Origin of the sequence: Variovorax beijingensis (genome assembly GCF_003951285.1) — a bacterium.
In the GTDB taxonomy this organism is placed as follows: Bacteria; Pseudomonadota; Gammaproteobacteria; order Burkholderiales; family Burkholderiaceae_C; genus Variovorax; species Variovorax beijingensis.
In genome coordinates, this window is record NZ_RXFQ01000020.1 from 78495 (window position 1) to 103177 (window position 24683).

The window sequence follows — 24683 nt, forward strand, 5'->3', positions numbered from 1 at the left end:
ACCAAGGAATCGAATCGATGAAAGTCGCAGTCATGGGCGCCGGCGCAGTCGGCTGCTACTACGGCGCCATGCTGGCGCGCGCGGGCCACGAGGTGGTGCTGATCGGCCGGCCTTCGCACGTGGAGGCCGTGCGCGCCCGCGGGCTGCGGCTGGAGACCCGGACCTTCGACGAGCAGGTGCCGCTCGGCGCAAGCACCGAGCCGGGCGCGGTACAGGGCGCGGACCTTGTGCTGTTCTGCGTGAAGTCCACCGACACCGAAGCGGCCGCGGCGCAGATCCGGCCGCATCTCTCGCCCGATGCGCTGGTGCTCACGCTGCAGAACGGCGTCGACAACGACGAGCGCGTGCGCTCGGTGCTGCCGTCCAGCGAAGTGGCGGCCGCCGTGGTCTACGTGGCCACCGAGATGGCCGGTCCCGGCCATGTGAAGCACCATGGCCGCGGCGAGCTGGTGATCGCGCCTTCGCGCCGCAGCGAGCAGGTGGCGCAGCAGTTGCTGGCCGCCGACGTGCCCACGCAGATTTCCGGCAACGTGCGCGGCTCGCTCTGGGCCAAGCTGGTGCTGAACTGCGCCTACAACGCGCTGTCGGCCGTGTCGCAGCTGCCCTACGGCGAACTCGTGAAGGGCGCGGGCGTGGCCGAGGTGATCCGCGACGTGGTCGCCGAATGCCTGGCCGTGGCAAAGGCCGAGGGCGTCGAGATTCCGGGCGATATCGATGCAGCCATCCGCGGCATTGCGCAGTCGATGCCCTCGCAGTATTCATCGACCGCGCAGGACCTCGCACGCGGCAAGCCCAGCGAGATCGACCATCTCAACGGCTTCGTCGTGCGCCGCGGCGAGGCGCTCGGCGTGCCCACGCCCGCCAACCGCGTGCTGTTCGTGATGGTACGACTGCTCGAAAACAAGCAGCAGCCTCGTTGAGTGGCCATTCGCGAAACACCGCGGAACCGGCTTTGCCGGGCCGCTGGTGTTGCCCCCGGTAGGGGTGGCGAAGCGACACGAAGTGCGCGAAGACTGGGGGCGAGCTTTTATCCGGGCATCGGTTCGCGCATCGTCACGAACTCTTCGGCCGCGGTCGGGTGGATGCCGATGGTGCTGTCGAACAGCGCCTTGGTCGCGCCCGCGCGCATCGCCACGGCAAAGCCCTGCACCACCTCGCCCGCATCGGCGCCCACCATGTGCAGGCCGACCACGCGGTCGCTGGCCTTGTCGACCACCAGCTTCATGAAGGTGCGCTCGGTGCGGCCCGACAGCGTGTGGCGCAGCGACTTGAATTCGCTCGAGAACACCGCCACGTCGCCGAACTTCGCGCGCGCGTCGAGCTCGGTGTAGCCGCAGGTGCCGATGTTGGGGTGCGTGAACACGGCCGTCGGAATGAACTCGTAGTCGAGCCGGCGCCGGCCCTTGCCGAACAGCTGGTCGACCACCACCATCGCCTCGGCCAGCGCCACCGGCGTGAGCTGCACGCGCGTGGACACATCGCCCACCGCGTGGATCGACGGCACCGAGCTGCGGTAGTGCGCATCGACCGCGATGGCGCCGCGCTCGTCGAGCTTCACGCCCGCCGCTTCGAGGCCGAGCCCCTGGGTGTTGGGCACGCGGCCGGTCGCAAAGAGCACCGTGTCGGCTTCGAGCTGCTGGCCGCGCGCGAGCGTGACCGTGAGCCCCTGCGCCCCGCGCGTGATCGAGGTGGCCTCGCAGTTCAGCCGCACGTCGACGCCCGCCTTGCCCATCTCGTTGGCAAGGAACTGCCGCACGTCGTCGTCGAAGCCCGTGAGCAGGTGCGCGCGGCGGTGCAGCTGCGTCACCTGGGCGCCCAGGCCGTTGAAGATCGATGCGAACTCGCAGGCGATGTAGCCGCCGCCCACCACCAGCAGGCGCTTGGGGAACGGGTCGAGGTCGAACATCTCGTCGGAGATGGCGATGTGCTCGCGGCCCGGAATGTCGGGTACGTAGGGCGTACCGCCGGTGGCCACCAGCAGATGGCGCGCGGTGTGGCGCTTGCCGTCGACCTCGACCGTGTGGCCGTCGAGCAGCTGCGCCCAGCCGGTGACCAGCACCACGCCGGAATTCTTCAGCAGCGAGGCATACACGCCGTTGAGCCGCTTGATTTCCTTCGCACGCTGCGCCTTGAGGTGCGCCCAGTCGAATCCCGGCGCCTGGGAAAGCTGCCAGCCGTAGCCCGCGGCTTCCTCGAAGGATTCGGCATAGCCGGCCGCGTAGCTGTAGAGCTTCTTCGGAATGCAGCCCACGTTGACGCAGGTGCCGCCCAGTTCGGCCGCCTCGGCCAGCCCCACGCGCACCCCCTGCTGGGCCGCCATGCGCGCCGCGCGCACGCCGCCGCTGCCGCCGCCGATGACGAAAAGATCGAAGTCGAATGTGGGCATGGAAAAACTCTCCTTGGCGGCGACTTTAGCCGCCGGCTGGAGGCGCCGCTTGCGGCGGGGCTTGCGCGGTGCGATGGCACCGCGCAAGCCCGCGGAGGTTCAGCGCTGGTCCGGAGAGGTCATCAGCCTGCGCCGGTCGTCGCCGCCGCGTTGGCCCGGCTGAAGCTGCGGCGGCTGCTGTGGCGGCGCTGGCGCGAAGCCGCGCTGCTGCTGGAGGGCGCGCACCTGCGCTTCCTGCGCCTGGCGCATCGCGTTCTGCTGCGCCTGCTGTTGCGCCTGGGCCTGCTGCTGCGCCTGCACGGCGCGCTGCTGCATCTCCTGCTGCTGGCGCAGCATTTGTTGCTGGGCCAAGGCCTGCTGCTGCGCCGCGCGCTGTTGCTGCTGCATTTGTTGTTGCTGCAGGGCTTGTGCCTGGGCTGCACGCTGCTGCATCTCCTGCTGTTGCCGCAGCGCCTGTTGTTGCTGGACCTGCAATTGCTGTTGTTGCTGCTGCTGGCGTTGCAGTTGCCACGGGTCTTGCGCACCGCGCTGCGGCCATTCCTGCTGCTGCTGTCGCAAGCCCTGCTGGCGCTGCCATTCCATTTGCTGCTGCTGTTGTTGCTGCATCGCCTGGACCTGCTGCGCCTGCTGCATCTGCCGGGTCCGCCGCGCCTGCTCGTAGCGCAGTTCCTGCTGCTCGCGCGCCATCAGCTGCGTCGGCGGCGCCGCCGCGGCCGGCCGGCCGAAGCCGCCGCCGAAGCCGTGCATCGGGATGCCCGGCGCCGGCGCCACCGGCACGCGCGCGAAGCGGTCGTCCGGCAGCCGCACCAGGTCGCGCCGGCCGAAGGGGCCGCGGCCGAAGCGGTCGGCCGGCAGCACGGTGACGGCGCCCGCCATCTGCTGGTTGGCATAGAAGCCGCTGCGCAGCTCGGCCTGGCGATTGCGGTAGGCCGCCATGCGGTTCACCTGGTCGAGGTAGCGCTGGCTCGCGCGATAGCCGGGCCGCCATGCCTCGCCGGGGGCCAGCGGGAACCAGCCCACGCCGCTGCGGCCGTCGCCGATCTGCAAGGCGGCATTGGCGCCGCTGCCGCCCACGAAGCCGACCAGCGCGGGCGAGTACACGGGCCGTGCGGCCGGCCGTCCCGGCACCCAGGCCCAGCGCGGCCCCAGGCGCGCCCAGCGGCCATAGTGGAAGGGCGCAAAGCCCCAGGGCGCGGCATCGACCCAGGTCAGGCCCCAGGGCGCGATGTTGACCCACTGGCCGTCGCGGTAGGGCGCCCAGTCGGCGTCCACGTTGCGCGGGAACCAGACATCGCCGTAGGTCGGGTCGCTCTGCCAGTCGCCGTAGGCGTCGAGCTGCTGGTAGCCCACGACCTCGCGCGACACGTAGCGTGCGGAGATCGACTGGTCCTCGATGCGGTTGCGCTCGGCCACCCAGGCATCGAAGCTGCCGCTTTGCGCCGGTGCGCCGCCCACCGCGACCAGGTTGCGGCCCGATACGGTCAGCTGCTGCCGCGCGCCCAGCGATTGCGATTCGCCGTTCTCGCCATGCAGCGTGACGCGGCCCGAAGCCACCGCGATCCAGGTGGTGCCGGCGGCGGGGTCGGCCGCCACGCGGTATTCGCCGGGCGCGTCGATCACGACCGCGAGGTTGCCGGTGTCCACCTCGACACGCTGGCCCGCCAGGTCGTCGCGCACGCGCAGCTGCAGGTTGCCCTGGTTCGCGGTGAGGCGCACGGTGTCGTCGTCGAGTTCGGAGAATTCGACATGCGTCTGCCCGTCCATGCGCAGCGCCGCCGAGCCGATGTGGACTTCGGCGCGCGCATTGCGGTCGGTCCAGAGCCGGTCGCCGGAGGTGATGGGGCGGTTGGGCTGCGCGTCGTACCAGCTGTCTTCGCCGGCGGGCGCGAAGCTCACCGTGCCCTGCTGCAGGTTCAGGCGCGCCACGCGTCCCGGCGGGTCCTGCTGCGCGCTGGCCGCCGCACCGAGGCACAGCAGCACGAGGCCGAACAGCCATCGGTGCAATGGCCGGTGAAGATCGAGAAAGGCGGGGCGGTTCATGGATTTGTCTCCGGTTCCCAGGGGCGCATGAAGCGGTGGATATGTAACGCGCGAGAATCCGTTGCCGCTGTCAGCGCATGTCCCCTGCTTGGTGAAGCGCGCGCACATTCGGCAACCGCTTGTAATCGAGGACTCGGCATGAAAAACAACAAGAACGCCTGTGCACCAGGCGAATTGCGCTACCGGAACCATAGCGCGGCGCGATGGGCCGCGGCGCTCGTGTGCGCCGCCATGGCCATGGCGGCCGCGCCCGCGGACGCGCAGCTCGCGCGCAAGCCTTCCTACTACCAGCAGCAGAACAGCAACACGTCCGCCCCGGAAGGCGCGCAGCTTCCCGCGCGTCCGGCGGCGCCCGCGTCGCTGCCGATGCTGCGCAGCCGCGGCGACTTCGACGCCCTGGCCCGCGTCTACGACGCCGGCACGCCGATGCAGCTGGCCCATGTGCTGTTTGCCGTCGACCGCCGGGCCCGGCCCGTGCGCACCTACTACATCGACACGCCGCGCTACCAGCTGCATGTGCGCTTCGTGCGCGAGACCGGGCTCGCGCCGCGCGCTGGCAAGCGCGAGATCGACCGCAACTACCTCGTGCCCGATCGCCGCTTCCTGTTCGGCACGCTGAGCTGGCAGCAGAACATCGGCAGCTTCACCTACGAGTTCTGGGAAGGCGACCGGCTCACCCCCGCGCTGCTGCGCCAGGCCGATGCACAGGTGAAAGCCAGTTTCTTCGCGCCCGTGAAGTTCAAGACCAACTCGACGCTGCACGAACGCGGCGCGACCGAGGCGGGCATCGACTTCGTCAGCCAGGAGGCGTTGATCCGCGAGCAGCCCTACATGCCGATGAATCTGGGCACGGCCACGGGCCGCGTCCGCATCGTGGACGAGGCCGCCGGCGCGAATGCGTTGAACGCGCTGCTGCCCGGCGACATCGCCGTGCTGCGCCAGGTGCCGATCAGCCTGCCGCCCGTGGCCGGCGTGCTGACCGAGCGGCCGTCCACCGCGCTGTCGCACGTCAACCTGCTGGCCAAGGGCTGGGGCATTCCCAACGCCTATGTGCGCGATGCCGCGGCCGTGCTGCGCGAGTACGCGGGGCAGTGGGTGGCGCTCAAGGTGGCCGCGTCGGGCTACCAGGTGCGCCGCCTCACGGCGGAAGAGATCGCCGCGCTGCCGCCGCGCGCGGTGCGTGCGGCGGCCACCGGCGCACTGCCAGGCAGCGGCAAGGCCGCGAAGCCGGACCTGCGCGAGACGCGCCTGCTGCCGCTGGCGTCATTGCGTGCCCGGAACAGCGCGCAATGCGGCGCCAAGGCCGCCAACCTCGGCGCCGTGCTGGCCGCGCGCATCCCGGGAACCTCCGTGCCCGACGGCTTCTGCATTCCCTTCGCGCACTACGACCGCTTCGTGCGCGCGAACGGCCTGGCCGAGCGCATCGCCAGCATGCGGCAGCAGCCCGGCTTCGCGGGCGATCCGCAGGTCCGGCAGAAAGCGCTGGCGCAGTTGCAGGGCGAGATCGTGCAGTGGCCCGTCGATGCGGCCAGCGCGGCAGCGTGGCGGGCCGCATGGCAGGCGCAGCTCGGCGGCGGCGGCGTGTTCGTGCGCAGCTCGTCCAACTCCGAAGACCTGCCGGGCTTCAGCGGCGCGGGCCTCTACACCACGGTGCCCAACGTCAAGACCGGCGACGCGCTCGAACTCGCGGTGAAGAAGGTCTGGGCCTCGGTGTTCAACCCCGAGGCCTGGGAGGCGCGCAGTGCCGCGGGCTTCGGCGCCGAGTCGGTGCTGATGGGCGTGTTCGTGCAGGCGGCCATCGATTCCACCAACGCCGGCGTGATGATCACGCGCGACCCCTTCGACGCCGGCCACCCGCATGTCACCTACATCTCGGCCAAGCGCGGCATCGGCATTCGCGTGGTGGAGGGGCGGCGCGTGGCCGAGCAGGTGATGTATTCGAGCTGGTCCAAGGCCATCCAGGTGCTCAGCCGCTCGGCCGAAGAGACGGCGCTGCAGCTGGACAAGGACGGCGGCGTGAAGGAGGTGCCGGTGGAGGCCGGCCGCAACGTGCTGACGGACGAACTGGTGGTGCGCCTTGCAGGCGTTGGCGCTGCCGTGAAGCGCGCTTTCGGCGGCGTCGCCCAGGACATCGAATGGGCCACTGTGGGCGACCGCATCGTGCTGCTGCAGGCGCGGCCCTATGTGGAGCGGCGCCGCTGAATCCGCGGGCTACTTGTAGAGCAGCTGCGGCAGCCACAGCCCGATCTGCGGCCAGATGTAGAGCAGCACGATGGCCAGCACCTGGATGCCCATGAAGGGCAACATGCCCAGGAAGATCTGGTTCAGCGTCACGTGCGGCGGGCTCACGCCCTTCAGGTAGAACGCGGCCATGGCCACCGGCGGCGAAAGGAACGCGGTCTGCAGATTCATTGCCACCAGCAGGCCGAAGAACAGCGGATCGACGCCGAAGTTGTCGAGCAGCGGAATGAAGATCGGCATGAAGATCACGATGATCTCGGTCCACTCCAGCGGCCAGCCCAGGATGAAGATGATGACCTGGCTGAGCACCAGGAACTGGACCTTGCTGAGGTTCATGCTCAGCACCCATTCCTCCACCAGCGCCTGGCCGCCGAGCAGCGCGAACGCAGCCGAGAAAATGGCCGAGCCCACGAACAGCCAGCACACCATGGCCGAGGTCTTGGCGGTGAGGAACACCGACTCCTTCAGCACGTCCATGGTCAGCCGCCGGTAGGCGGCCGCCAGCAGGAAGCCGCCGAGCGCGCCCATCGCGGCGGCCTCGGTGGGCGTGGCAAGCCCGAGCACGATGGAGCCGAGCACCGAGACGATCAGCAGCATCAGCGGAAAGAAGGATGCGAGCAGCATCTTGAAGATCTCGAGCCGCGCGAAGCTCAGGAACAGGTAGAACAGCGTGGTGATCGCGCCGAACAGCGCGAAGCAGACCCACCACCAGGTCGGCGCGTCGCGCGTGGTGGCGCCTTCCGTCGCGGCGGCTTCCGGCGTGCCGGCGGACGGTTCTGCGGCAGGGGCCGGCGGTGGTTCGGCTCCGGGCGGCTCCGCGACGCCGCCGCCTGCCGACGACGACGGCTCGGAGGCCGTGTCGCCGGTGGGCGGTTCCTGCAGGCCCGATGGCTCGGCAGGCGGCTCCTGCAAGCCGCCGGTGGACGGTGGCTCGGCGAGCCCGCCGCCGGCCCCGGGTGCGGCGCGCGTGGCCGCACCGATCTCCTGGATGTCGTAGACCTCCTCGGCCGCCACGTTGGTCGCGGCGCGGTAGCTCGTCAGCGCCAGGAATACGAAGAGCAGGCCGGGCAGGGCGACGATGCCGAGCTGGCGCAGCAGGTGGCCTGTCGGCACGTCGGCATTGCGCTTGCCCTTCAGGGCGGCAAGCAGGTTCGGCAGCGCGTGGGACGCCGAGTCGGTGGCCAGCTTCTGCGTAAGCGGCGGCAGGGTCACCGCGCGGTCGGCGGCGGACAGCGGTGGCGCCCACGCCGGCTTGAGCTTCGCAACGATGATGATGTAGAGCACGTACATGGAAGCCAGCATCACGCCCGGAAAGAACGCACCCGCATAGAGCTGCACCACCGAGACGCCCGCGGTGGCGCCATAGACGATCAGCAGCACCGAGGGCGGGATCAGGATGCCGAGGCAGCCGCCGGCCGTGATGGCGCCCGCAGCAATCGGGACGCTGTAGCCGGCGCGCAGCATCGCGGGCAGCGCCAGCAGGCCCATCAGCGTCACCACCGCGCCGACGATGCCCGTGGCCGTCGCGAAGATGGTGCAGGTGACCAGCGTGGCCACCGCAAGTGCACCGGGCAGCCGCGCCATTGCGAGGTGCAGGCTCTTGAACAGCGTCTCGATCAGGTTGGCGCGCTCGACCAGGTAGCCCATGAAGACGAACAGCGGCACCGCGATCAGCACGTCGTTGGCCATGGTCTTGTAGGCCGACTGGACCATCAGGTCGAGCGTGCGCGTGGTGTCGCGGTTGTAGGCGAACCAGGTGAAGATCATTCCCATGCCCATCAGCGTGAAGGCAGTGGGAAAGCCCAGCATGATCGCGACCACGACCAGCGACAGCATCAGCAGGCCCAGGTGCCCGTCGGTGATGGTGTCGGCGCGCAGCAGCAGCACCGTGGCGGTGATCACGACCAACGCCATGAAGGAGAGGCCGAACCAGAGTTCGCGGCGGATCATCGCGTGCCCTCCTTGGCGATCACGACGGCATCCAGTGCCTCGATGTCCGCGTCCTTGACGTTGACCATCTCCTTGAGCTTGCCGACATCGACTTCCTCGACGTCCTCCTCGCGCAGCGGCCAGGCGCCTGTCTGGATGCACTGGATGCAGCGCACGATCTCGGCAAAGCCCTGCACCAGCAGGGTGAAGCCGGCGAGCGGAATCACGTACTTGAATGGATAGAGCGGCAGCGGGTCGGCCGAGAAGGTCTGCTCGCGGATCGCGAGCGATTCGCCGGCGTAGATCCAGCCGGCCCAGGTCAGCGCAACGATGCCGGGCAGGAAGAAGACGATGTAGAGCGTGAGGTCGAAGATGGCCTGCGTGCGCGGCCGGAAGAAGCCGTAGAGCACGTCGCCGCGCACGTGGCCGTTCTTCGAGAGCGTGTAGGCGCCGGCCGTCATGAACATCGCGCCGTACAGCATGATCTGCGCATCGAGCACCCAGGCATGGGGCCTGTTCAGCACATACCGGGAGAACACCTCCCAGCTGATGAGCAGGGTGAGCAACACCGCGCACCACGCAAAGGTCTTGCCTATCCAGGTCGAGAAACGATCGACGGCCAACAGGAAAGATTGCATCGAGAGAAACTCCTTGCTGCGGCCGGCGCAACACGAGACTGGCAGGAAAAGAGGGCACCGGCCGGGTGCCCTCGGGTCACCGGGTCGGCGTCAGGACTTCTTGGCCTTCGCACCGAAATAGTGGTTGTAGGCCATCTTGAAATCGACCGTGTAGTCGTTGTGCCACTGGCCGGCGCGTTCCGCGAAGGCCCGCTGGGAGTCGAGCACCTTCTTGAACATCGGGTTCTCGGCCGCCTTCTTGGCAACGGTCTTGTCCCACGATGCCAGCTGCGCGCGCAGGATGGGATCGGGCGTCTTGTAGAACTTGACGCCGGCCTTCTTGAGCTCGATGTAGTCCTGCGAATTGCGCTCGATGGCCTTCCAGCTCATGTCGGCGCTGGCCGCCTGCACCGCATAGTCGATGATCGACTTGAGCTCGGCCGGCAGCGCCGCAAGCTTGCCCTTGTTGAAGAGAATCTCGAACTGTTCGCCCGACTGGTGGAAGCTCTGCAGCATGCAGTTCTTGGCCACGTCGGGAAAGCCCAGCACGCGGTCGCTCGAGGCGTTGTTGAACTCGGCCGCATCGATCAGCCCGCGGTCCAGCGCCGGCACGATCTCCCCGCCCGGCAGCGGGTTCACGGCCGTACCCATGTCGGTGAACACATCGACCGCCAGGCCCACGGTGCGGAACTTCAGGCCCTTCATGTCTTCCACGCGGGCCACCGGCTTCTTGAACCAGCCCAGCGGCTGCGTGGGCATGGGGCCATAGAGGTAGGACACCACGTCCAGGTTCAGGCTCTTGTAGATTTCCTCGATCAGCGCCTTGCCGCCGCCGTAGTTGTGCCAGGCCAGCACCATGTTGGCGTCCATGCCGAAGCCGGGCCCCGAGCCCCAGAGCGCAAGCGCCGAGTTCTTGCCGTACCAGTAGGCCACCACGCCATGGCCGCCATCGAGCGTGCCCTTGGCAACCGCGTCGAGCAGCTGGAACGCGGGCACGACCGAGCCCGCGGGCAAGACCTCGATCTTCAGGCGGCTGCCCGCCATGTCGTTGACCTTCTTCGCGAAGTCCTGCGCATATTCGTGGAAGATGTCCTTGGCCGGCCAGGTGCTCTGGAAGCGCAGCGAGGTGGTCTGGGCCATGCTGACCATCGGCGCCGACATGGCGCCAGCGGCCACGGCGGCACCCTTCAGGAGGTTGCGGCGGCGGGGCGATTTGCTGTCTGTCATCTTGTCTCTCTCCATACAATTTCTGACCGAAGAAACCCTGCCCGCCTTCTTGGCGTGATGTTCGGCAGGCCCACACGCATCTTTGGCGCGCTGGAATATGTGACAAACAGGGTTTTCACGAACTGGTGAAAAATTCCGTCATCCGGCGAGGACGCCGAACAACGTAAAGACGGCCATTGCCAGTGAAGTAACCCTATCGATTGGAAGGAATGAACAGAGATGACTGAACCCATTGGGGAAAAGGGCTATGCGGGCGACGTGACGCCCGAGCAGGCCGCGCAGTGGATGGCCAGCGGCGAGGCTGTGCTGGTCGACGTGCGCACCGACGCCGAGCGCGAATGGGTCGGCTACGTGCCCGGTGCCGTGCCGCTGGCCTGGAAGCAATGGCCCGGCATGACGCTCAACCCGGCCTTCGACGGCGGCATCCGCGCCGCGGGCGAGGACGGCAACAAGAAAGTGGTGCTGCTGTGCCGCAGCGGCGTGCGCTCCATCGCCGCCGCCCGGCGCGCCACCGAACTGGGGCTGAAGGCCTACAACATTCTCGAAGGCTTCGAGGGCGATGCCGACGAGAGCGGCCACCGCGGGCAGATCGGCGGCTGGCGCAAGCGCGGGCTGCCCTGGAAGCAGAACTGAACAAAAAAAAGCCCACCGAAACCAGTGGGCCTTTTCGTTGCAGCCGCGAGCGGATCAGCTCACAGCACCGGGATGCGCAGCTTCTGCCCCGGATAGATCTTGTCCGGATGGCTCAGCATCGGCTTGTTCGCCTCGAAGATCGCGTTGTACTTGTTGGCGTCGCCGTAGTACTTCTTGGAGATGGCCGACAGCGTGTCGCCCTTCACCACGTCGTGGTACTGCGCCGGCGGGGCGGGCGGGGCGACCAGGTTGTTGTCGACGCTCGTCACGTTGGCCACGTTGCCCGCGGCAAGCGCGGCTTTTTCGCTGGCTTCCTGCGAAGGCGCCTGGCCGGCCAGGGTCACCACGCCGCTGCTCGCGGTGTAGGTCACTTCCAGGCCCGTGAGACCGAGATTCTGCGTCTCGATGTAGGTCTTGATGGCTGCCGCGGCCTTGGTGTTGGCGTCCGGCTCGGCCGCCTGCGCCGACGATCCGCCGAACAGCTTCTCGCCGGCTTCCTTGATGAAACTAAGCAAACCCATGGTTCTCTCCTTGCGCCTTGGTTGAGGGGAATCGCGAATGTAGCGGCGAAACCGGGCGCGGGCGCGTAGGTCCGCGCCGCGTGTGTCAACGATGCGCCAGCATCGATAACAACAAAGTCGCAATAATCCCGCCCATGGCATCCCCCTTCCTCGCGATCGACATCGGCAATACCCGCCTCAAATGGGCGCTCTACGATGCGGCGCATCCGGGGGCCGCGCTGCAGGCGCATGGCGCGGAGTTCCTCGACCACATCGAGCGGCTGGCCGACGGCCCCTGGGCCGACCTGCCCGCGCCCGGCGCCATGCTGGGCTGCGTGGTGGCCGGCGACGCGGTGCGCCGCCGCGCCGAGGAGCAGATCGTCGAGCGCTTCGATTGCGCGCCGCGCTGGGTGGTGTCGAGTGCGGCCGAGGCCGGCATCGTCAATGGCTACGACCATCCGACGCGGCTGGGCGCCGACCGCTGGGTGGCGATGATCGGCGCGCGCCACCGGATGCTGGACGCGGGGCCGGCGCGGCCGATGGTGGTGGTGATGATCGGCACCGCGGTGACGGTCGAGGCCATCGATGCCGGCGGCAAGTTCCTGGGCGGGCTGATCCTGCCGGGCCACGGCATCATGCTGCGCGCGCTGGAGTCGGGCACGGCGGGCCTGCACGTGCCGACCGGCGAGGTTCGCGAATTCCCCACCAACACCAGCGACGCGCTCACCAGCGGGGGTACCTATGCCATCGCGGGCGCGGTCGAGCGCATGGTGCAGCACGTGCGCTCGCACTGCGGCGCCGAGCCCGCCTGCTACATGACCGGCGGCGCGGGCTGGAAGATGGCGCCCGTGATGAACGGGGATTTCGAACTGGTCGAAAGCCTGATCATGGACGGGCTGCTGGTGATCGCCCAGGCACGGGGCTGACCCATCCGGGCCGCATCAGCGCCTCGGCCACGGCCTGGAAGGCCGGCAGCGTGAGCGGGTCGTTCCCCGCACTGGCCGCCACCGGGTGCGCGGCATAGCGCACGATCACCATTTCCGCCTTCGGATCGACATAGATGCTCTGGCCGTGGATGCCGCGCGCCATGTAGGCGCCATGCGGGTTGTGCGTGACCCACCACATGTTGCGGTACGACCAGCCAGGCAGCAGCGCATAGCCGGCCTTGGCGAACCTGGCCGGGTCGCCGCCGCGCGCGATGTCATCGACCACCGCCTTCGGAATGGCCTGCTGCCCGTTGGGCGCGCGCCCGCCGTTGCGCATGGTCTCGCCGAAGCGCGCCAGGTCGCGCAGCACGGTGTTCAGCCCGCCGCCGCCCGACTCGGTGCCGATGCGGTCGACCATGAAGTAGGCGTCCTGTTCGGCACCGATGCGGCGCCAGATCTTCTCGCTCAGCAGGTCGGCGAGCGACTGGCCGCTGGCGCGGCGCAGGATCCAGGCGAGCACCTCGGCATTCACCGTCTTGTAGGCGAAGGCGGCGTCGTGTGCGCCTTCCTTTTTCAGCGTCGCGAGGAATTCGTAGAAAGACTTGGGGCCCGCGTAGTTCGGCCCCTGCGCCAGCATGCCGCCGGCGCGCGCATAGTCCCAGATCTCGGCCTTCGGGTCGGCGTAGTTTTCCGAGTAGTGCACGCCGATGGTCATGTCCATCACCTGGCGCACCGTGGCGTCGCCGTAGGCCGTGTCCTTGAGCTCGGGCAGGTAGCGGGTGACCGGCGCCGACGGGTCGAGCCTGCCCTCGTCCGCGAGGATGGCCGCCAGCGTGCCGACGAAGGACTTGGTGACCGACATCGCGATGTGCGGCCGCTCGGGCGTGAGCGCGCCGAAGTACTTTTCGTAGACCACGCGGCCGCGGTGCAGCACCAGGATGCCGTCGGTGTAGGTGCGCGGAATCATCTGGCCGAAGCTCACCGTCTCCTCGCTGCCCAGCGGCTTGAAGGCCACGGCTTCGAGGTCGCTGCGCGGCGCCGCCGGCAGGGGGCTCGGCGCGCCGCTGCCGCGCCACACGTTGGCCGTGGGCACCGTCTCGCGCACGTGCGAGAAGCTCCAGCGCGTGCGCGGAAACACGCCGCCGGCCGGATCGTCGAAGGTGATCAGCCTGTCGGGCGGGGGCGGAAAGCCCTTCATCCAGCCCATGGCCTCGACCGAGGTGGCCGCGGGATCGGGAGGGGAGGCGGGCGCCTGGGCCTGGGAGGTGGTGGTGTTCACGGCGAGCAGTGCGAAGACGGCAGCGAGCGCCGTGCGTTGGAAGAGGGTGGCCATCGTCTCAGCGGCCGCTGAAGCGCGCGGGCCGGCGCTCGACGAAGGAGCGCACGCCTTCGGCCGCGTCTTCGCTGTTCGACAGGCGCTTCTGCGTCTCGATGAATTCCGAGACGGCCGCGAGCGGCCCCTGTTCGACGGCCTTGATCACGTTCAGCCGCGTGGCCACCACCGCCAGCGGCGCCTGCGCCGCGATGCGCTGCGCGATGGCCAGCGCCGCGTCGAGCTCCTGCCCGGCCGGCACCACCTTCTGCACGAAGTTCAGGCGGTAGGCTTCGGCGCTGTCGAACTCGTCGGCCGTCAGCAGGTGCAGCATGGCGTTGCCCACGCCCGCGCGCTCGGCCATGCGCAGCGTGGCGCCGCCCGTGGCCATGATGCCGCGCTGCACCTCCATCTGCGAGAAGCGGCAGTTGTCGGCGGCCACCACGATGTCGGCGCCCAGCATCAGCTCGATGCCCACCGTGAAGCAGATGCCCTTGACGGCCGTCACCATCGGCTTGGTGCGGCGGCGGTAGCCGGGCAGGCCGAAGTCGTGCGGCTCCACCAGCCCGGCCGGAATGGCCTTCTCGCCGCGCTTCATGTACTCGGCGACCGCCGGCAGGTCGAGCCCGGCCGTGAAGTGGTCGCCGAAGGCATGCAGCACGCCCACGCGCAGCGCGGGGTCGTCGTCCAGCCGCGTGTAGGCCTCGGCCAGCTGCCTGAACATCGGCGGCGTCCAGCCGTTGCGCTTGGCCGGGCGGTTGATGCCGATCAGCAGCACGTGGCCGAGCACCTGGGTGTCGATGCAGCCTTCTGCCGGTGGGATGGTGGGGGTCGCAGTCATCGGTCTTGTCTCCGTGTTGTTGTTGTTGTTGTTGTGGCTGCGCGGCTCAGTAGGCGTAGACGCCACGGCCGGTCTTGCGGCCCAGCTGGCCGGCGGCCACCATTTCCTTCAGCAGCGGGCAGGGGCGGTACTTGGAGTCGCCGAACTGTTCGAGATACACCTCCATCACGGCCAGGCACACATCCAGGCCGATCATGTCGGCCAGCGCCAGCGGGCCGATCGGCTGGTTGCAGCCCAGCTTCATGCCGGCGTCGATGTCCTCGGCCGTGGCGATGCCTTCGGACAGCACGAAGAAGGCCTCGTTGATCATCGGCACCAGGATGCGGTTGACCACGAAGCCCGGCGCGTTCTTCACCGTGATGGGCGACTTGCCCAGCTTCTCGGCCAGCGCCTTGACGGCATCGTGCGTGGCGTCGCTCGTGAGGTAGCCGCGGATCAGCTCCACCAGCGCCATCATCGGCACCGGGTTGAAGAAGTGCATGCCGATGAAGCGGTCGGGGCGCGAGGTGGCCGCCGCGAGCTGCGTGATCGAGATCGACGAGGTGTTCGACGCGATGATCACCTCGGGCGCCAGCAGCTCGTCGACCTGCTTCAGGATCTTGAGCTTGAGCGCGTGGTTCTCGGTGGCGGCCTCGATCACGAGCTGCGCGCCCTTCAGGTCGTCGTAGTTCGTCGAGCCCTTGATCAGCGCGAGTGCCGCGGTCTTCTGGTCGGCCGTGAGCTTTTCCTTCTTGATCAGGCGGTCGAGGCTGCCCGAGATCGTGGCCAGGCCCTTGTCGACCGCCGCCTGGGCGACATCGATCATCACCACATTGACGCCGGACACCGCGCAGGCCTGCGCGATGCCGTTGCCCATTGTTCCGGCGCCGATGATGCCGACGGTCTGGATAGTCATGAGAAAACTCCTTGAAGAATAAAAGCGGAAAGGGGGGAGCGGGTGGACGCGCCACCGCGGCAGGAGATCGATTGTGAAGCAGCCCCGCCGGGGCGCCGTTGCCGCGCGTGACACGGGTGGTGCGCGGGTGGCTTACAGTGCGGCGATTGCTTTTTCCTCCCCCCTTTTCCGACTCCGACCATGACCACCCTCGGCACCCCTCTTTCCCCCTCGGCCACCCGCGTGATGCTGCTGGGCTCCGGCGAACTCGGCAAGGAGGTGCTGATCGCGCTGCAGCGCCTCGGCGTGGAGACCATCGCGGTCGACCGCTACCAGAACGCGCCCGGCCAGCAGGTGGCCCACCACGCGCGCACCATCACCATGAGCGACCCCGAGCAGCTCAAGGCGCTGGTCGAGGGCGAGAAGCCCATGCTGGTGGTGCCCGAGATCGAGGCCATCGCCACGCCGATGCTGCAGCAGCTCGAAGACGCCGGCGTGGTGCGCGTGATTCCCACGGCCCGTGCCGCCCGCCTCACGATGGACCGCGAAGGCATCCGCCGCCTGGCGGCCGAGACGCTGGGCGTGCCGACCAGCCCCTACAAGTTCTGCGACTCGCTGGCCGAGCTGCAGGCGGCCATCGATGCAGCGGATGGAAAAGGAATTGGCTACCCCTGCATCGTCAAGCCCGTGATGAGCAGCTCAGGCAAGGGCCAGAGCAAGATCGACGGCCCGGCCGACGTGCAGAAGGCCTGGGACTACGCCATGGCCGGCGGCCGCGTGAGCCACGGCCGCGTGATCGTCGAGGGCTTCATCGACTTCGACTACGAGATCACGCTGCTGACCGTGCGCGCCAGGGATGCGGCCGGCGCGGTGCAGACCCAGTTCTGTGAACCCATCGGCCATGTGCAGGTGAGCGGCGACTACGTCGAAAGCTGGCAGCCGCACCCGATGGCGCCGGCCGCGCTGCAGAAGGCGCAGCAGATTGCGGAGGCTGTCACGTCCGACCTCGGGGGCCAGGGCCTGTTCGGCGTCGAGCTGTTCGTGAAGGGCGACGAGGTCTGGTTCAGCGAAGTGAGCCCGCGTCCGCACGACACCGGCATGGTGACCATGGCCACGCAATGGCAGAACGAGTTCGAGCTGCATGCGCGCGCCATCCTCGGCCTGCCGGTGGACACCTCGCTCAAGAGTCCGGGCGCGAGCGCCGTGATCTACGGCGGCGTCGACGCCGCCGGCATTGCCTTCGACGGCGTGGCCGAGGCGCTGCAGGTGCCCGGCAGCGACATCCGCCTGTTCGGCAAGCCCGAGAGCTTTGCCAAGCGCCGCATGGGCGTGGCGCTGGTGCATGCGGCCGACACCGGCACCGCGCGCAGGCTCGCCAAGGAAGCCGCCTCGCGCGTGAAGCCGCGCAAGGCATAGCCAGTTTTCGCAAGCCGCGCCAGGGCGGCGCGGGCATGGTCGGACCGATCCACCGGAGACACCATGCTGCATCCCCAGGCGCGCGCCTTGCTCGACTTCATCGAGGCGCGCGGCATCCCGCCGACCCACACGCTCTCGCCGGCCGAGGCGCGCGCCTTCTATCGCGAGCGGCGCGCCGCCACGCAACCCGAAGCCCCGCCGGTCGCTGAAGTCCGCGAGCTGAACGCCGACGGGCCGCACGGCACCATCCCGGTGCGCCTTTATCGCCCGCTGGGGTCCACGCCCGGCGCCGCGCTGCCGGTGCTCGTGTACTTTCACGGCGGTGGCTGGGTCATCGGCGACCTCGACACGCACGACGTGCTGTGCCGCTCGCTCGCCAATGGCGCGGGCTGCGCGGTCGCCTCGATCGACTACCGCATGGGCCCGGAGCATCGCTTCCCGGCGGCCGTCGACGACGTGCTGGCCGCCACCCGCTGGGTGCGCCGCGAAGCCGCCTCGCTCGGTCTCGATGCCGGCCGCCTCGCGGTGGGCGGCGACAGCGCGGGCGGCAACCTCGCGGCGGTGGCGGCCATTGCGGCGCGCGATGCCGGCGACCTGCCGATCGCCTTCCAGCTGCTGATCTATCCGGCCACCGACATGCGCCGCGGCCATCCCTCGCACCAGGCCAACGGCCAGGGTTACCTCCTGACCCGCGACACGATGACCTACTTCCACGACCACTACATCGACGACGCCCGGCATGACGTCGACTGGCGGGCGTCGCCGCTGCTGCACGCCGATCTCTCGGGCCTGCCGCCCGCGCTGGTGCTCACGGCCGGCTACGACCCGCTGCGCGATGAAGGCATGGCCTACGCCGAGGCATTGACCGCCGCCGGCAACCGCGCCGCGTACGTCTGCTTCGAGCGCCAGATCCACGGCTTCATCACCATGGGCAAGGTGCTCGACGAGGCCGATACGGCCATCGCGCTGTGCTGCGCTGCACTGCGCCGCGCGTTCGCGCCGGCCTAGATCGGCCTAGGGAAAGTCCCCGCGCAAATGCACGCCGCGCAGCCGGCCCCCGCCGCTACGATCCAGCCAACGCAACGCCGGCCCCTGGCCGGCGGCGGCCCGATGCAGGAGACAGACACCATGCAGCGAACGAAGACGGCGCCGCCCGGAAGCGGCGGCGCGCAGCGCGGGGAGCGCCTGATGTGGCTCACGCACCAGCGCGTGTTCTACGCCGGGCTGCTCGGGGCCGCAGCCGAGCGCACGATGGGCGGACACGGCGTGTACGTGTCGCCCGCGGGCGCGCCGCCGAACCGCCTGTGCATCGGCGGCGGCGCCTGGCAGACCGGCGAACTGCTGGTGGTGCCGCCGCAGGTGCCGCACCGCGTGGAAAGCGCGCATCCGCTCATCTTCAACCTGCTGATCGAATCGGAGTCGGTCGATCCCGCGCGCATGCCGGCTTTCATGCAGCACTGCGGTCCGGTCGATGCGCCGGCCTTCGTGCGGCGCATGCGCGACGCCCATGCGCACCTGCTCGCCGCGTCGGGCCGCGGCACCAACTTCGACGGCTTCGATTTCGATGCGCTGTTCTTCGGCGAGCCGCTGGCACCGCGTGCGCTCGATGCGCGCATCCGCAAGGTCATCGACGCCATCAACGCCGACCCGGCCGCACCCACTTCGGCGGAAGACTGCGCGGCCTCGGTGCACCTGTCGTTCTCGCGCTTCCTGCATCTGTTCAAGCAGGAAACCGGCATGGCGTTTCGCGCCTTCCGCGCCTGGAAGCGCGCGCGCAGCCTGCTGCGCTACGTGCGCCAGGCCAGCACGCTGACCGACATCGCGCTGGACACCGGCTACCCCGATTCGACGCACTTCAGCCATTCGATCCGCCAGGTCTACGGCCTGAAGCCCAGCGACATCCTGGCCGGCTCGCGCCGCCTCGCGCTGCACGACGCGGCCGGCGGCTTCAGGCAGTAGGCGTTAAAGAGGCCCCATGCAGATCCTCCAACTCCTGCTGTCGGGCATTGCGCAAGGCTGCATCTACGGGCTGATCGCGCTGGGCTTCGTGCTGATCTACAAGGCCACCGAAACCGTGAGCTTCGCGCAGGGTGATTTGATGATGCTCGGCGCCTTCGGTGCGTTTGCCGGCATGTCTCTGTTCGGTCTGCCGTTCTGGCTCGCGGCCCTGCTCGCGGTGGTGGCGATGGCGGCCTTCGGCGTGCTGCTCGAGCTGGTGGTGATCCGCCCGATCCTCGGCCAGCCGCAGTTCTCGATCGTGATGCTCACCATCGGCATTGCCTACGTGGCGCGCGGGCTCATCACCATGGTGCCGGGCATCGGCACCGACACCCACACGCTGCCCGTGCCCTACAAGGACCAGATCTGGAAGCTGGGCGAGCTGGTGGTCAACCTCGAACAGCTCGCGATCATCATCGCCACCGCCATCCTGTGCGGCCTCCTGTTCGCGATGTTCCGCTACAGCAAGCTCGGCATCGCGATGCAGGCCTCGTCCCAGAACCAGCTCGCGGCGTACTACATGGGCATTCCGGTGAAGCGCCTGAACGGATTGGTGTGGGGGCTGGCGGCGGCGGTCGCGGCCATTGCCGGCATGCTGCTCGCGCCCATCACCTTCGTGCACGCGAACATGGGCTTCATCGGGCTCAAGGCCTTTCCGGCCGCGGTGGTGGGCGGCTTCGGCAGCCTGCCGGGCGCGATCGTCGGCGGGCTGGTGATCGGCATCGTCGAATCGTTCGCGGGCTTCTACCTGCCCGACGGCTTCAAGGACACGGCGCCGTACATCGTGGTGCTGCTGATGCTGATGATCAAGCCCAACGGCCTGTTCGGCGAGAAGCTGCGCAAGAAGGTCTGAGAAAACATGCGCCCCCACGCTCTTCGGCGGACCTGATTCATGCGCTTCATCTTCAAGACCAGCTACGACCAGGACATCCGCCTCGCGCGGCACGGCGGCCATGTGTTCTGGTATGGCCTGCTCGTCGCGTTCCTCATCGTCGCGCCATGGGCGATCGACGAATACTGGCTCGCGCAGCTGACCTTCGTGCTGATCTACGGCATCGTCGGCCTGGGCCTGATGCTGCTGGCCGGCTTCACGGGGCAGTTCTCCATCGGCCATGCGGCGTTCCTCGGCGCGGGTGCCTACACGCAAGGCGTTCTGACCAACATGGGCGTGCCGTTCCCGATCGCGCTGCTCGCGGCCGCGGCGCTGTCGGCGGCGGTGGGCGTGGTGGTGGCGCTGCCGGCCCTGCGCGTGAAGGGCATCTACCTGGGCATCGCGACGCTGTCGTTCGGCTTCATCGTGGAGGAAGTGTTCGCGCGCTGGGAGAGCGTGACGGGTGGCAACGCGGGGCTGCATGTGAAGTCGCCGCAGCTCTTCGGCTGGTCGCTCGGGTCGGGCAGCGGCTTCTACTTCTTGTGCCTGGTGGTGGCGGTGCTCAGCACGCTCGGCATCCTGAACCTGCTGCGTTCGCCGACCGGCCGTGCCTTCGTCGCGATTCGCGATTCGGAAATATCGGCGCAGAGCATGGGCATCCATCTGGCGCGCTACAAGACGATGTCGTTCGCGATCTCGGCCGCGCTTGCCGGGCTGGGCGGCGCGCTGTATGCGCACAAGCTGAGCTTCATCTCGCCGGACCAGTTCAACATCCTGCAGTCGATCGACCTGCTGCTGATGGTGGTGATCGGCGGCCTGGGCTCGGTGCATGGCGCGTTCCTGGGCGCGATCTTCCTGATTGCGATGCCGCAGCTGATCTCGATGGGCAAGGATTGGCTGCCGGCCGTGATCGGCCAGGCGCCGGGGCTGCAGGGGCTGGTGTACGGCGTGGTGCTGATTGCGTTCGTGCTGTTCGAGCCGCTGGGGCTGTATGGCCGCTGGCTCAAGATCCGTACCTGGCTGCAGCTCTTTCCGTTCTACCGCAAGGGATTGTTCAAGCGGCAGAAGTCGTTCACCAAGTCGGACCGCCTGAGATGAGCAGCAGCGACGTTCTTCTTTCCGCGAAGGACCTGAGCGTGCGCTTCGGCGGCGTGCTCGCGGTCAGCAAGGTGAGCTTCGACGTGCGCCGCGGCGAGGTGTTCACGCTGATCGGACCGAACGGCGCGGGCAAGACCACGGTGTTCAACCTGATCAGCCGGATCTACACGCCGACGATGGGCGAGATCACGTGGCATGGCGAGGCCGCGGGGCCTTTGGCGCTGACGCAGCAGGCGCCGCACGCGATTGCGGCGCTGGGCATTGCGCGCACCTTCCAGAACATCGAGCTGTTCGAGCATGCGACGGTGCTGCACAACCTGCTGATCGGCCGCCACACGCACCGGCAGACGGGGTTCTGGAGCGAGGTGTTCTTCACGCCCGCGACGCGGCGCGCGGAGATTGCGGCGCGCGAGAAGGCGGAGCAGGTGATCGACCTGCTGGACCTGCAGCACCACCGCGATTCGATGGTGGCCGGCCTGCCGTACGGCGTGCGCAAGGTGGTGGAGCTCGCGCGTGCGCTGTGCACCGAGCCGAAGCTGCTGCTGCTCGATGAGCCGTCGTCGGGGCTCAACGTCGAGGAGACGGCGGACATGGCGTTCTGGATCCAGGATATCCAGCATGAGCTGGGCGTCTCGGTGCTGATGGTGGAGCACGACATGTCGCTGGTGTCGAAGGTGTCGGATCGGGTGCTGGCCATGAACATGGGCGAGGTGCTGGCGACCGGTACGCCGCGCGAGGTGCAGGCGGATTCGCGGGTTGTCGAAGCCTACCTTGGGACTGTGGATGACGTGAGCAGCTTGAGGAGGGTGGCGGCGTGAATGTCCTGTTCGCTGCTTCGTTGGAGACGCCCGGTGTGCGGTGCGGCGCGGTCGCCCCCACTGTGCCGGCCGCTTCGCGGCTCCCCTGCGGTGCTCGCGTTTCGCGGGGTCTCGCAGAACTCGCCTCGCTCAAACAGCTGCGAGCCCTGATCCGCGAAACGCTGCGCTCCTCAGCGGCACAGAGGGGACGCCCACCCCGCACCGCACACCGGGCTTGGGAGTGGAGGAACCAACGCCGCTCCCCCGGCGAAGGAGCCCGCGCATGACGGATGTCGTCCTCCAGCTGCTCAACGTCGAAAGCGCCTACGGCCCGATCAAGGCCATCCGCGGCGTGAGCCTGAAAGTCAGGCAGGGCGAAATAGTGACTGTCCTGGGTTCGAATGGCGCAGGAAAAACAACCATCCTGAAAACGATCTCGGGAATCATCGACCCGAGAAAAGGCAGCATCGAATTCCAGGGCAAGGACATCACCGCCAAGGACCCGGCCCACATCGTGCAGCAGGGCCTGAGCCACGTGCCTGAAGGCCGCGAGGTGTTCCCGCTGCTTTCGGTGAAGGACAACCTGCTGATGGGCGCCTACACCCGCAAGGACCGCGACGGCGTGGCGCGCGACATGGAGAGCGTCTATGCCTACTTTCCGATCCTGCGCGAGCGCGCCATGCAGGACGCGGGCCTGCTCTCGGGCGGCCAGCAGCAGATGCTCGCCATCTCGCGCGCCATCATGGCCGCGCCGCACCTGATCCTGCTCGACGAGCCCAGCCTCGGCTTGAGCCCCAAGCTGACGAAGGAAATCTTCGAGATCGTCGTGCGCATCAACCGCGAACGCGGAACCACCATCCTGCTGGTCGAGCAGAACGCCAACATGGCGCTCAACGCCTCCGACCATGGCTACGTGCTCGAGAACGGGCGCATCGTCATGGAAGACACCTGCGAACGCCTGCGCGAAAAAGAGGACATCAAGGAGTTCTACCTCGGCGTCAAGGACGACGGCGTGCGCGGCGAGCGGCGCTGGAAAAAGAAGAAGACCTGGAGATGACGGCATGAGCACAACTGCCTTGCGCGCTCCAGCGGGCCTTTGGGACCTGGCACACCTGCAGCCGAGTCCGGGCATCGCCGTGCCGGGCGACACCATCCCGGCCGTGTTCTGGAAGGCTGCGGAACTGCGCGCCGACAAGGTCTGGATGCGGCAGAAGGAATTCGGCATCTGGCGCGCCTGGACCTGGCGGCAAACCGCCGAGGCCGTGCGCGAGATCGCGGGCGGCCTGCTGGCGCTGGGCTTTGGCCAGGGCGAGTGCGCGTCGATCCTTGCCAACACTGTCATCGAATGGGTGCTGTGCGACGTGGCCGTGCTCAGCTGCGGCGGCGTGTCCAACGGCATCTATCCCACCGACGCGGCCTCCCAGGTGCACTACCTCTGCGAGGACTCGCGCACCACCGTGCTCTTCGTGGAGGACGACGAGCAGCTCGACAAGGCGCTCGAGGTGCGCGCGCAACTGCCGACGCTGCGCAAGGTCGTCGTGTTCGACATGGAGGGCCTGCGCGACCTGGACGACCCCGGCGTCATCAGCCTGGACGCACTGCGCGCACTCGGCCGCGACTACCTGCAGGCCCATCCGCAGACGCTGGATCGGCGCATTGCCGCCTGCCGCCCCGAAGACCTCGCGATCCTGGTCTACACCTCCGGCACCACCGGCAAGCCCAAGGGCGCGATGCACAGCCACCGCGGGCTGGTCTACACCATGCGCGGCTACAACACGCTGCTGGCGCAGGGCGAGGGCGACGAGCGCATGTGCTTCCTGCCGCTGTGCCACATTGCCGAGCGCATGGGCGGCGAATACTTCGCGATGTACACCGGCTCGATCCTCAACTTCGTCGAGAACCCGGAGACGGTGCCCGAAAACGTGCGCGAGATTTCGCCCACGGTGTTCACGGCCGTGCCGCGCGTGTGGGAGAAGTTCTATTCGGGCGTGATGATCGCCCTCAAGGAAGCCAGCCGCCTGCAGCAGGCCGCCTACGGCTGGAGCATCGGCGTGGGCCGGCAGATCGCCGAGCGCGTGCTCGAGGGCCGGCCGGTGGGCGCCTGGCTGCGCTTGAAGTTCCGCCTGGCGCGCTGGCTGGCGCTGGACAACGTGCGCAAGCTCATCGGCATCCACCGCGCGCGCTTCCTCGTGACCGGCGCGGCGCCGATCTCGCCCGAGCTCGTGCGCTGGTACCTTGCGCTGGGCGTGCCCATGCTCGAGGTCTGGGGCATGACGGAATCGTGCGGCGCCTCCACCGGCGTGCCGCCCTCGCGCATCATGCCGGGCTCGATCGGGCCGGCCACCAGCTACAACGAGGTTCGCCTCGATCCGCAGACCGGCGAGATCCTGGTGCGCGGCCCCAATGTCTTCATGGGGTACCTCAACCTGCCGGAGAAGACCGCCGAGACCATCGACGCCGACGGCTGGCTGCACACCGGCGACGTGGGAACCGTCGACGCGGAAGGGTATTTCCGCATCACCGACCGCATGAAGGACATCATCATCACGGCAGGGGGGAAGAACATCACGCCGAGCGAGCTGGAGAACGAGCTCAAGTTCAGCCCCTACATCACCGACGCAGTGGTGATCGGCGACAAGAAACCCTACCTGACGGTGATCGTCATGATCGACCAGGAGAACGTCGAGAAGTTTGCACAGGACCACGACGTGCCGTTCAGCAACTACGAGAGCCTGACGCGCGCGCAGGAGGTGCTCGATCTGATCCAGGGCGAGATCGACCGCGTCAACGCGAAGTTTGCGCGGGTCGAGCAGATCAAGAAGTTCTTCCTGCTCGAAACGCAGCTCTCCGCCGAGGACGAGGAGCTCACGCCGACGATGAAGCTCAAGCGCAAGCTGGTCCAGGCCAAGTACGCCGAGCGCATCGACGCCATGTACCGCTGATCCATTTTTCGTCAACCCGAGGAGACAACGCCATG

Annotated in this window: 21 protein-coding genes; 12 read left to right on the top strand and 9 right to left on the bottom strand. The window is 68.3% G+C overall.

Annotated elements, in window-relative coordinates; genetic code table 11:
• Positions 1–17 precede the first annotated feature (17 nt).
• Positions 18–920, top strand: a complete 903-nt coding sequence (locus tag EJO66_RS26845; protein WP_125966633.1) for a ketopantoate reductase family protein — start codon at positions 18–20, stop codon at positions 918–920.
• A 107-nt stretch (positions 921–1027) separates the two neighbouring features.
• On the opposite strand, the gene gorA is transcribed toward EJO66_RS26845, so the two are convergent.
• Positions 1028–2386 (bottom strand): glutathione-disulfide reductase, encoded by a 1359-nt coding sequence (gorA, locus tag EJO66_RS26850; RefSeq protein ID WP_124961177.1) that lies wholly within the window; start codon positions 2384–2386, stop codon positions 1028–1030.
• 99 nt (positions 2387–2485) lie between these two features.
• Entirely contained in the window at positions 2486–4426 is a 1941-nt protein-coding gene (locus tag EJO66_RS26855) for a DUF6600 domain-containing protein (protein WP_125966634.1), read from the bottom strand.
• 138 nt (positions 4427–4564) lie between these two features.
• Between EJO66_RS26855 and EJO66_RS26860 the strand changes: the two genes are divergently transcribed.
• Positions 4565–6628, top strand: a complete 2064-nt coding sequence (locus EJO66_RS26860; RefSeq protein ID WP_124961179.1) for a PEP/pyruvate-binding domain-containing protein — start codon at positions 4565–4567, stop codon at positions 6626–6628.
• Positions 6629–6637: 9 nt separating this feature from the next.
• Here the strand turns inward: EJO66_RS26860 and EJO66_RS26865 are convergent, their stop codons facing one another.
• From EJO66_RS26865 to EJO66_RS26875, 3 genes are all read right to left on the bottom strand, one after another.
• On the bottom strand, positions 6638–8617 hold the full coding sequence (locus EJO66_RS26865) for a TRAP transporter large permease (protein WP_124961180.1): 1980 nt from the start codon (positions 8615–8617) through the stop codon (positions 6638–6640).
• Positions 8614–9234, bottom strand: coding sequence for a TRAP transporter small permease subunit (locus EJO66_RS26870; protein WP_124961181.1), 621 nt, complete (start codon positions 9232–9234; stop codon positions 8614–8616). Before EJO66_RS26870 ends, EJO66_RS26865 begins: the two co-directional genes overlap by 4 nt.
• A 90-nt stretch (positions 9235–9324) precedes the next feature.
• Entirely contained in the window at positions 9325–10440 is a 1116-nt protein-coding gene (locus tag EJO66_RS26875) for a TRAP transporter substrate-binding protein (protein WP_124961182.1), read from the bottom strand.
• Between the two features lie 219 nt (positions 10441–10659).
• On the opposite strand from EJO66_RS26875, the gene EJO66_RS26880 reads away from it, so the two are divergent.
• Positions 10660–11073 (top strand): rhodanese-like domain-containing protein, encoded by a 414-nt coding sequence (locus EJO66_RS26880; RefSeq protein WP_124961183.1) that lies wholly within the window; start codon positions 10660–10662, stop codon positions 11071–11073.
• 59 nt (positions 11074–11132) lie between these two features.
• Here the strand turns inward: EJO66_RS26880 and lysM are convergent, their stop codons facing one another.
• Positions 11133–11594, bottom strand: a complete 462-nt coding sequence (gene lysM, locus EJO66_RS26885; protein WP_124961184.1) for a peptidoglycan-binding protein LysM — start codon at positions 11592–11594, stop codon at positions 11133–11135.
• A 134-nt stretch (positions 11595–11728) separates the two neighbouring features.
• Here lysM and EJO66_RS26890 point away from each other — a divergent pair, with 134 nt between their 5' ends.
• Entirely contained in the window at positions 11729–12499 is a 771-nt protein-coding gene (locus tag EJO66_RS26890; protein ID WP_124961185.1) for a type III pantothenate kinase, read from the top strand.
• On the opposite strand, the gene EJO66_RS26895 is transcribed toward EJO66_RS26890, so the two are convergent.
• The 3 genes from EJO66_RS26895 to EJO66_RS26905 are packed head-to-tail and all read right to left on the bottom strand — an operon-like array spanning position 12459 to position 15547.
• Complete coding sequence (locus EJO66_RS26895) at positions 12459–13832, bottom strand: serine hydrolase domain-containing protein (protein WP_125966635.1); 1374 nt, start codon at positions 13830–13832, stop codon at positions 12459–12461. The two genes, EJO66_RS26890 and EJO66_RS26895, sit on opposite strands and share 41 nt — an antisense overlap.
• A gap of 4 nt (positions 13833–13836) precedes the next feature.
• On the bottom strand, positions 13837–14652 hold the full coding sequence (locus EJO66_RS26900) for a crotonase/enoyl-CoA hydratase family protein (RefSeq protein ID WP_124961187.1): 816 nt from the start codon (positions 14650–14652) through the stop codon (positions 13837–13839).
• A 46-nt stretch (positions 14653–14698) separates the two neighbouring features.
• Positions 14699–15547 (bottom strand): 3-hydroxybutyryl-CoA dehydrogenase, encoded by an 849-nt coding sequence (locus EJO66_RS26905; protein ID WP_124961188.1) that lies wholly within the window; start codon positions 15545–15547, stop codon positions 14699–14701.
• 180 nt (positions 15548–15727) lie between these two features.
• Between EJO66_RS26905 and purT the strand changes: the two genes are divergently transcribed.
• The 8 genes from purT (at position 15728) to EJO66_RS26945 (ending at position 24648) form a co-directional block, all read left to right on the top strand.
• Complete coding sequence (gene purT / locus EJO66_RS26910; RefSeq protein WP_124961189.1) at positions 15728–16942, top strand: formate-dependent phosphoribosylglycinamide formyltransferase; 1215 nt, start codon at positions 15728–15730, stop codon at positions 16940–16942.
• A 63-nt stretch (positions 16943–17005) separates the two neighbouring features.
• On the top strand, positions 17006–17950 hold the full coding sequence (locus EJO66_RS26915) for an alpha/beta hydrolase (RefSeq protein ID WP_125966636.1): 945 nt from the start codon (positions 17006–17008) through the stop codon (positions 17948–17950).
• Positions 17951–18070: 120 nt separating this feature from the next.
• The gene (locus EJO66_RS26920) at positions 18071–18901 is read left to right on the top strand and encodes a helix-turn-helix domain-containing protein (RefSeq protein WP_125966637.1); all 831 of its coding nucleotides are present in this window, start codon (positions 18071–18073) and stop codon (positions 18899–18901) included.
• Positions 18902–18917: 16 nt separating this feature from the next.
• Entirely contained in the window at positions 18918–19793 is an 876-nt protein-coding gene (locus EJO66_RS26925; RefSeq protein ID WP_124961192.1) for a branched-chain amino acid ABC transporter permease, read from the top strand.
• Between the two features lie 39 nt (positions 19794–19832).
• Positions 19833–20909 carry a branched-chain amino acid ABC transporter permease gene (locus EJO66_RS26930; protein ID WP_124961193.1) on the top strand — a complete coding sequence of 359 codons (1077 nt, stop codon included), beginning with the start codon at positions 19833–19835 and terminating at the stop codon, positions 20907–20909.
• A complete protein-coding gene (locus EJO66_RS26935) occupies positions 20906–21727 on the top strand; it encodes an ABC transporter ATP-binding protein (RefSeq protein ID WP_124961194.1) in 822 nt (273 codons plus the stop codon). Before EJO66_RS26930 ends, EJO66_RS26935 begins: the two co-directional genes overlap by 4 nt.
• A gap of 262 nt (positions 21728–21989) precedes the next feature.
• Entirely contained in the window at positions 21990–22763 is a 774-nt protein-coding gene (locus EJO66_RS26940; protein ID WP_125966638.1) for an ABC transporter ATP-binding protein, read from the top strand.
• 4 nt (positions 22764–22767) lie between these two features.
• Complete coding sequence (locus tag EJO66_RS26945) at positions 22768–24648, top strand: AMP-dependent synthetase/ligase (RefSeq protein ID WP_124961195.1); 1881 nt, start codon at positions 22768–22770, stop codon at positions 24646–24648.
• Positions 24649–24683: the final 35 nt, after the last annotated feature.

Excerpts from the sequence above, each read along its gene's own strand:
- EJO66_RS26920 (WP_125966637.1), top strand. The coding sequence starts at position 18,071 with ATGCAGCGAACGAAGACGGCGCCGCCCGGAAGCGGCGGCGCGCAGCGC.
- gorA (WP_124961177.1), bottom strand. The coding sequence starts at position 2,386 with ATGCCCACATTCGACTTCGATCTTTTCGTCATCGGCGGCGGCAGCGGC.
- EJO66_RS26875 (WP_124961182.1), bottom strand. The coding sequence starts at position 10,440 with ATGACAGACAGCAAATCGCCCCGCCGCCGCAACCTCCTGAAGGGTGCC.
- EJO66_RS26845 (WP_125966633.1), top strand. The coding sequence starts at position 18 with ATGAAAGTCGCAGTCATGGGCGCCGGCGCAGTCGGCTGCTACTACGGC.
- EJO66_RS26855 (WP_125966634.1), bottom strand. The coding sequence starts at position 4,426 with ATGAACCGCCCCGCCTTTCTCGATCTTCACCGGCCATTGCACCGATGG.
- purT (WP_124961189.1), top strand. The coding sequence starts at position 15,728 with ATGACCACCCTCGGCACCCCTCTTTCCCCCTCGGCCACCCGCGTGATG.
- EJO66_RS26860 (WP_124961179.1), top strand. The coding sequence starts at position 4,565 with ATGAAAAACAACAAGAACGCCTGTGCACCAGGCGAATTGCGCTACCGG.
- EJO66_RS26890 (WP_124961185.1), top strand. The coding sequence starts at position 11,729 with ATGGCATCCCCCTTCCTCGCGATCGACATCGGCAATACCCGCCTCAAA.
- EJO66_RS26905 (WP_124961188.1), bottom strand. The coding sequence starts at position 15,547 with ATGACTATCCAGACCGTCGGCATCATCGGCGCCGGAACAATGGGCAAC.
- EJO66_RS26880 (WP_124961183.1), top strand. The coding sequence starts at position 10,660 with ATGACTGAACCCATTGGGGAAAAGGGCTATGCGGGCGACGTGACGCCC.
- EJO66_RS26870 (WP_124961181.1), bottom strand. The coding sequence starts at position 9,234 with ATGCAATCTTTCCTGTTGGCCGTCGATCGTTTCTCGACCTGGATAGGC.
- EJO66_RS26915 (WP_125966636.1), top strand. The coding sequence starts at position 17,006 with ATGCTGCATCCCCAGGCGCGCGCCTTGCTCGACTTCATCGAGGCGCGC.
- EJO66_RS26930 (WP_124961193.1), top strand. The coding sequence starts at position 19,833 with ATGCGCTTCATCTTCAAGACCAGCTACGACCAGGACATCCGCCTCGCG.
- EJO66_RS26940 (WP_125966638.1), top strand. The coding sequence starts at position 21,990 with ATGACGGATGTCGTCCTCCAGCTGCTCAACGTCGAAAGCGCCTACGGC.
- EJO66_RS26925 (WP_124961192.1), top strand. The coding sequence starts at position 18,918 with ATGCAGATCCTCCAACTCCTGCTGTCGGGCATTGCGCAAGGCTGCATC.
- EJO66_RS26900 (WP_124961187.1), bottom strand. The coding sequence starts at position 14,652 with ATGACTGCGACCCCCACCATCCCACCGGCAGAAGGCTGCATCGACACC.
- EJO66_RS26895 (WP_125966635.1), bottom strand. The coding sequence starts at position 13,832 with ATGGCCACCCTCTTCCAACGCACGGCGCTCGCTGCCGTCTTCGCACTG.
- lysM (WP_124961184.1), bottom strand. The coding sequence starts at position 11,594 with ATGGGTTTGCTTAGTTTCATCAAGGAAGCCGGCGAGAAGCTGTTCGGC.
- EJO66_RS26865 (WP_124961180.1), bottom strand. The coding sequence starts at position 8,617 with ATGATCCGCCGCGAACTCTGGTTCGGCCTCTCCTTCATGGCGTTGGTC.
- EJO66_RS26945 (WP_124961195.1), top strand. The coding sequence starts at position 22,768 with ATGAGCACAACTGCCTTGCGCGCTCCAGCGGGCCTTTGGGACCTGGCA.
- EJO66_RS26935 (WP_124961194.1), top strand. The coding sequence starts at position 20,906 with ATGAGCAGCAGCGACGTTCTTCTTTCCGCGAAGGACCTGAGCGTGCGC.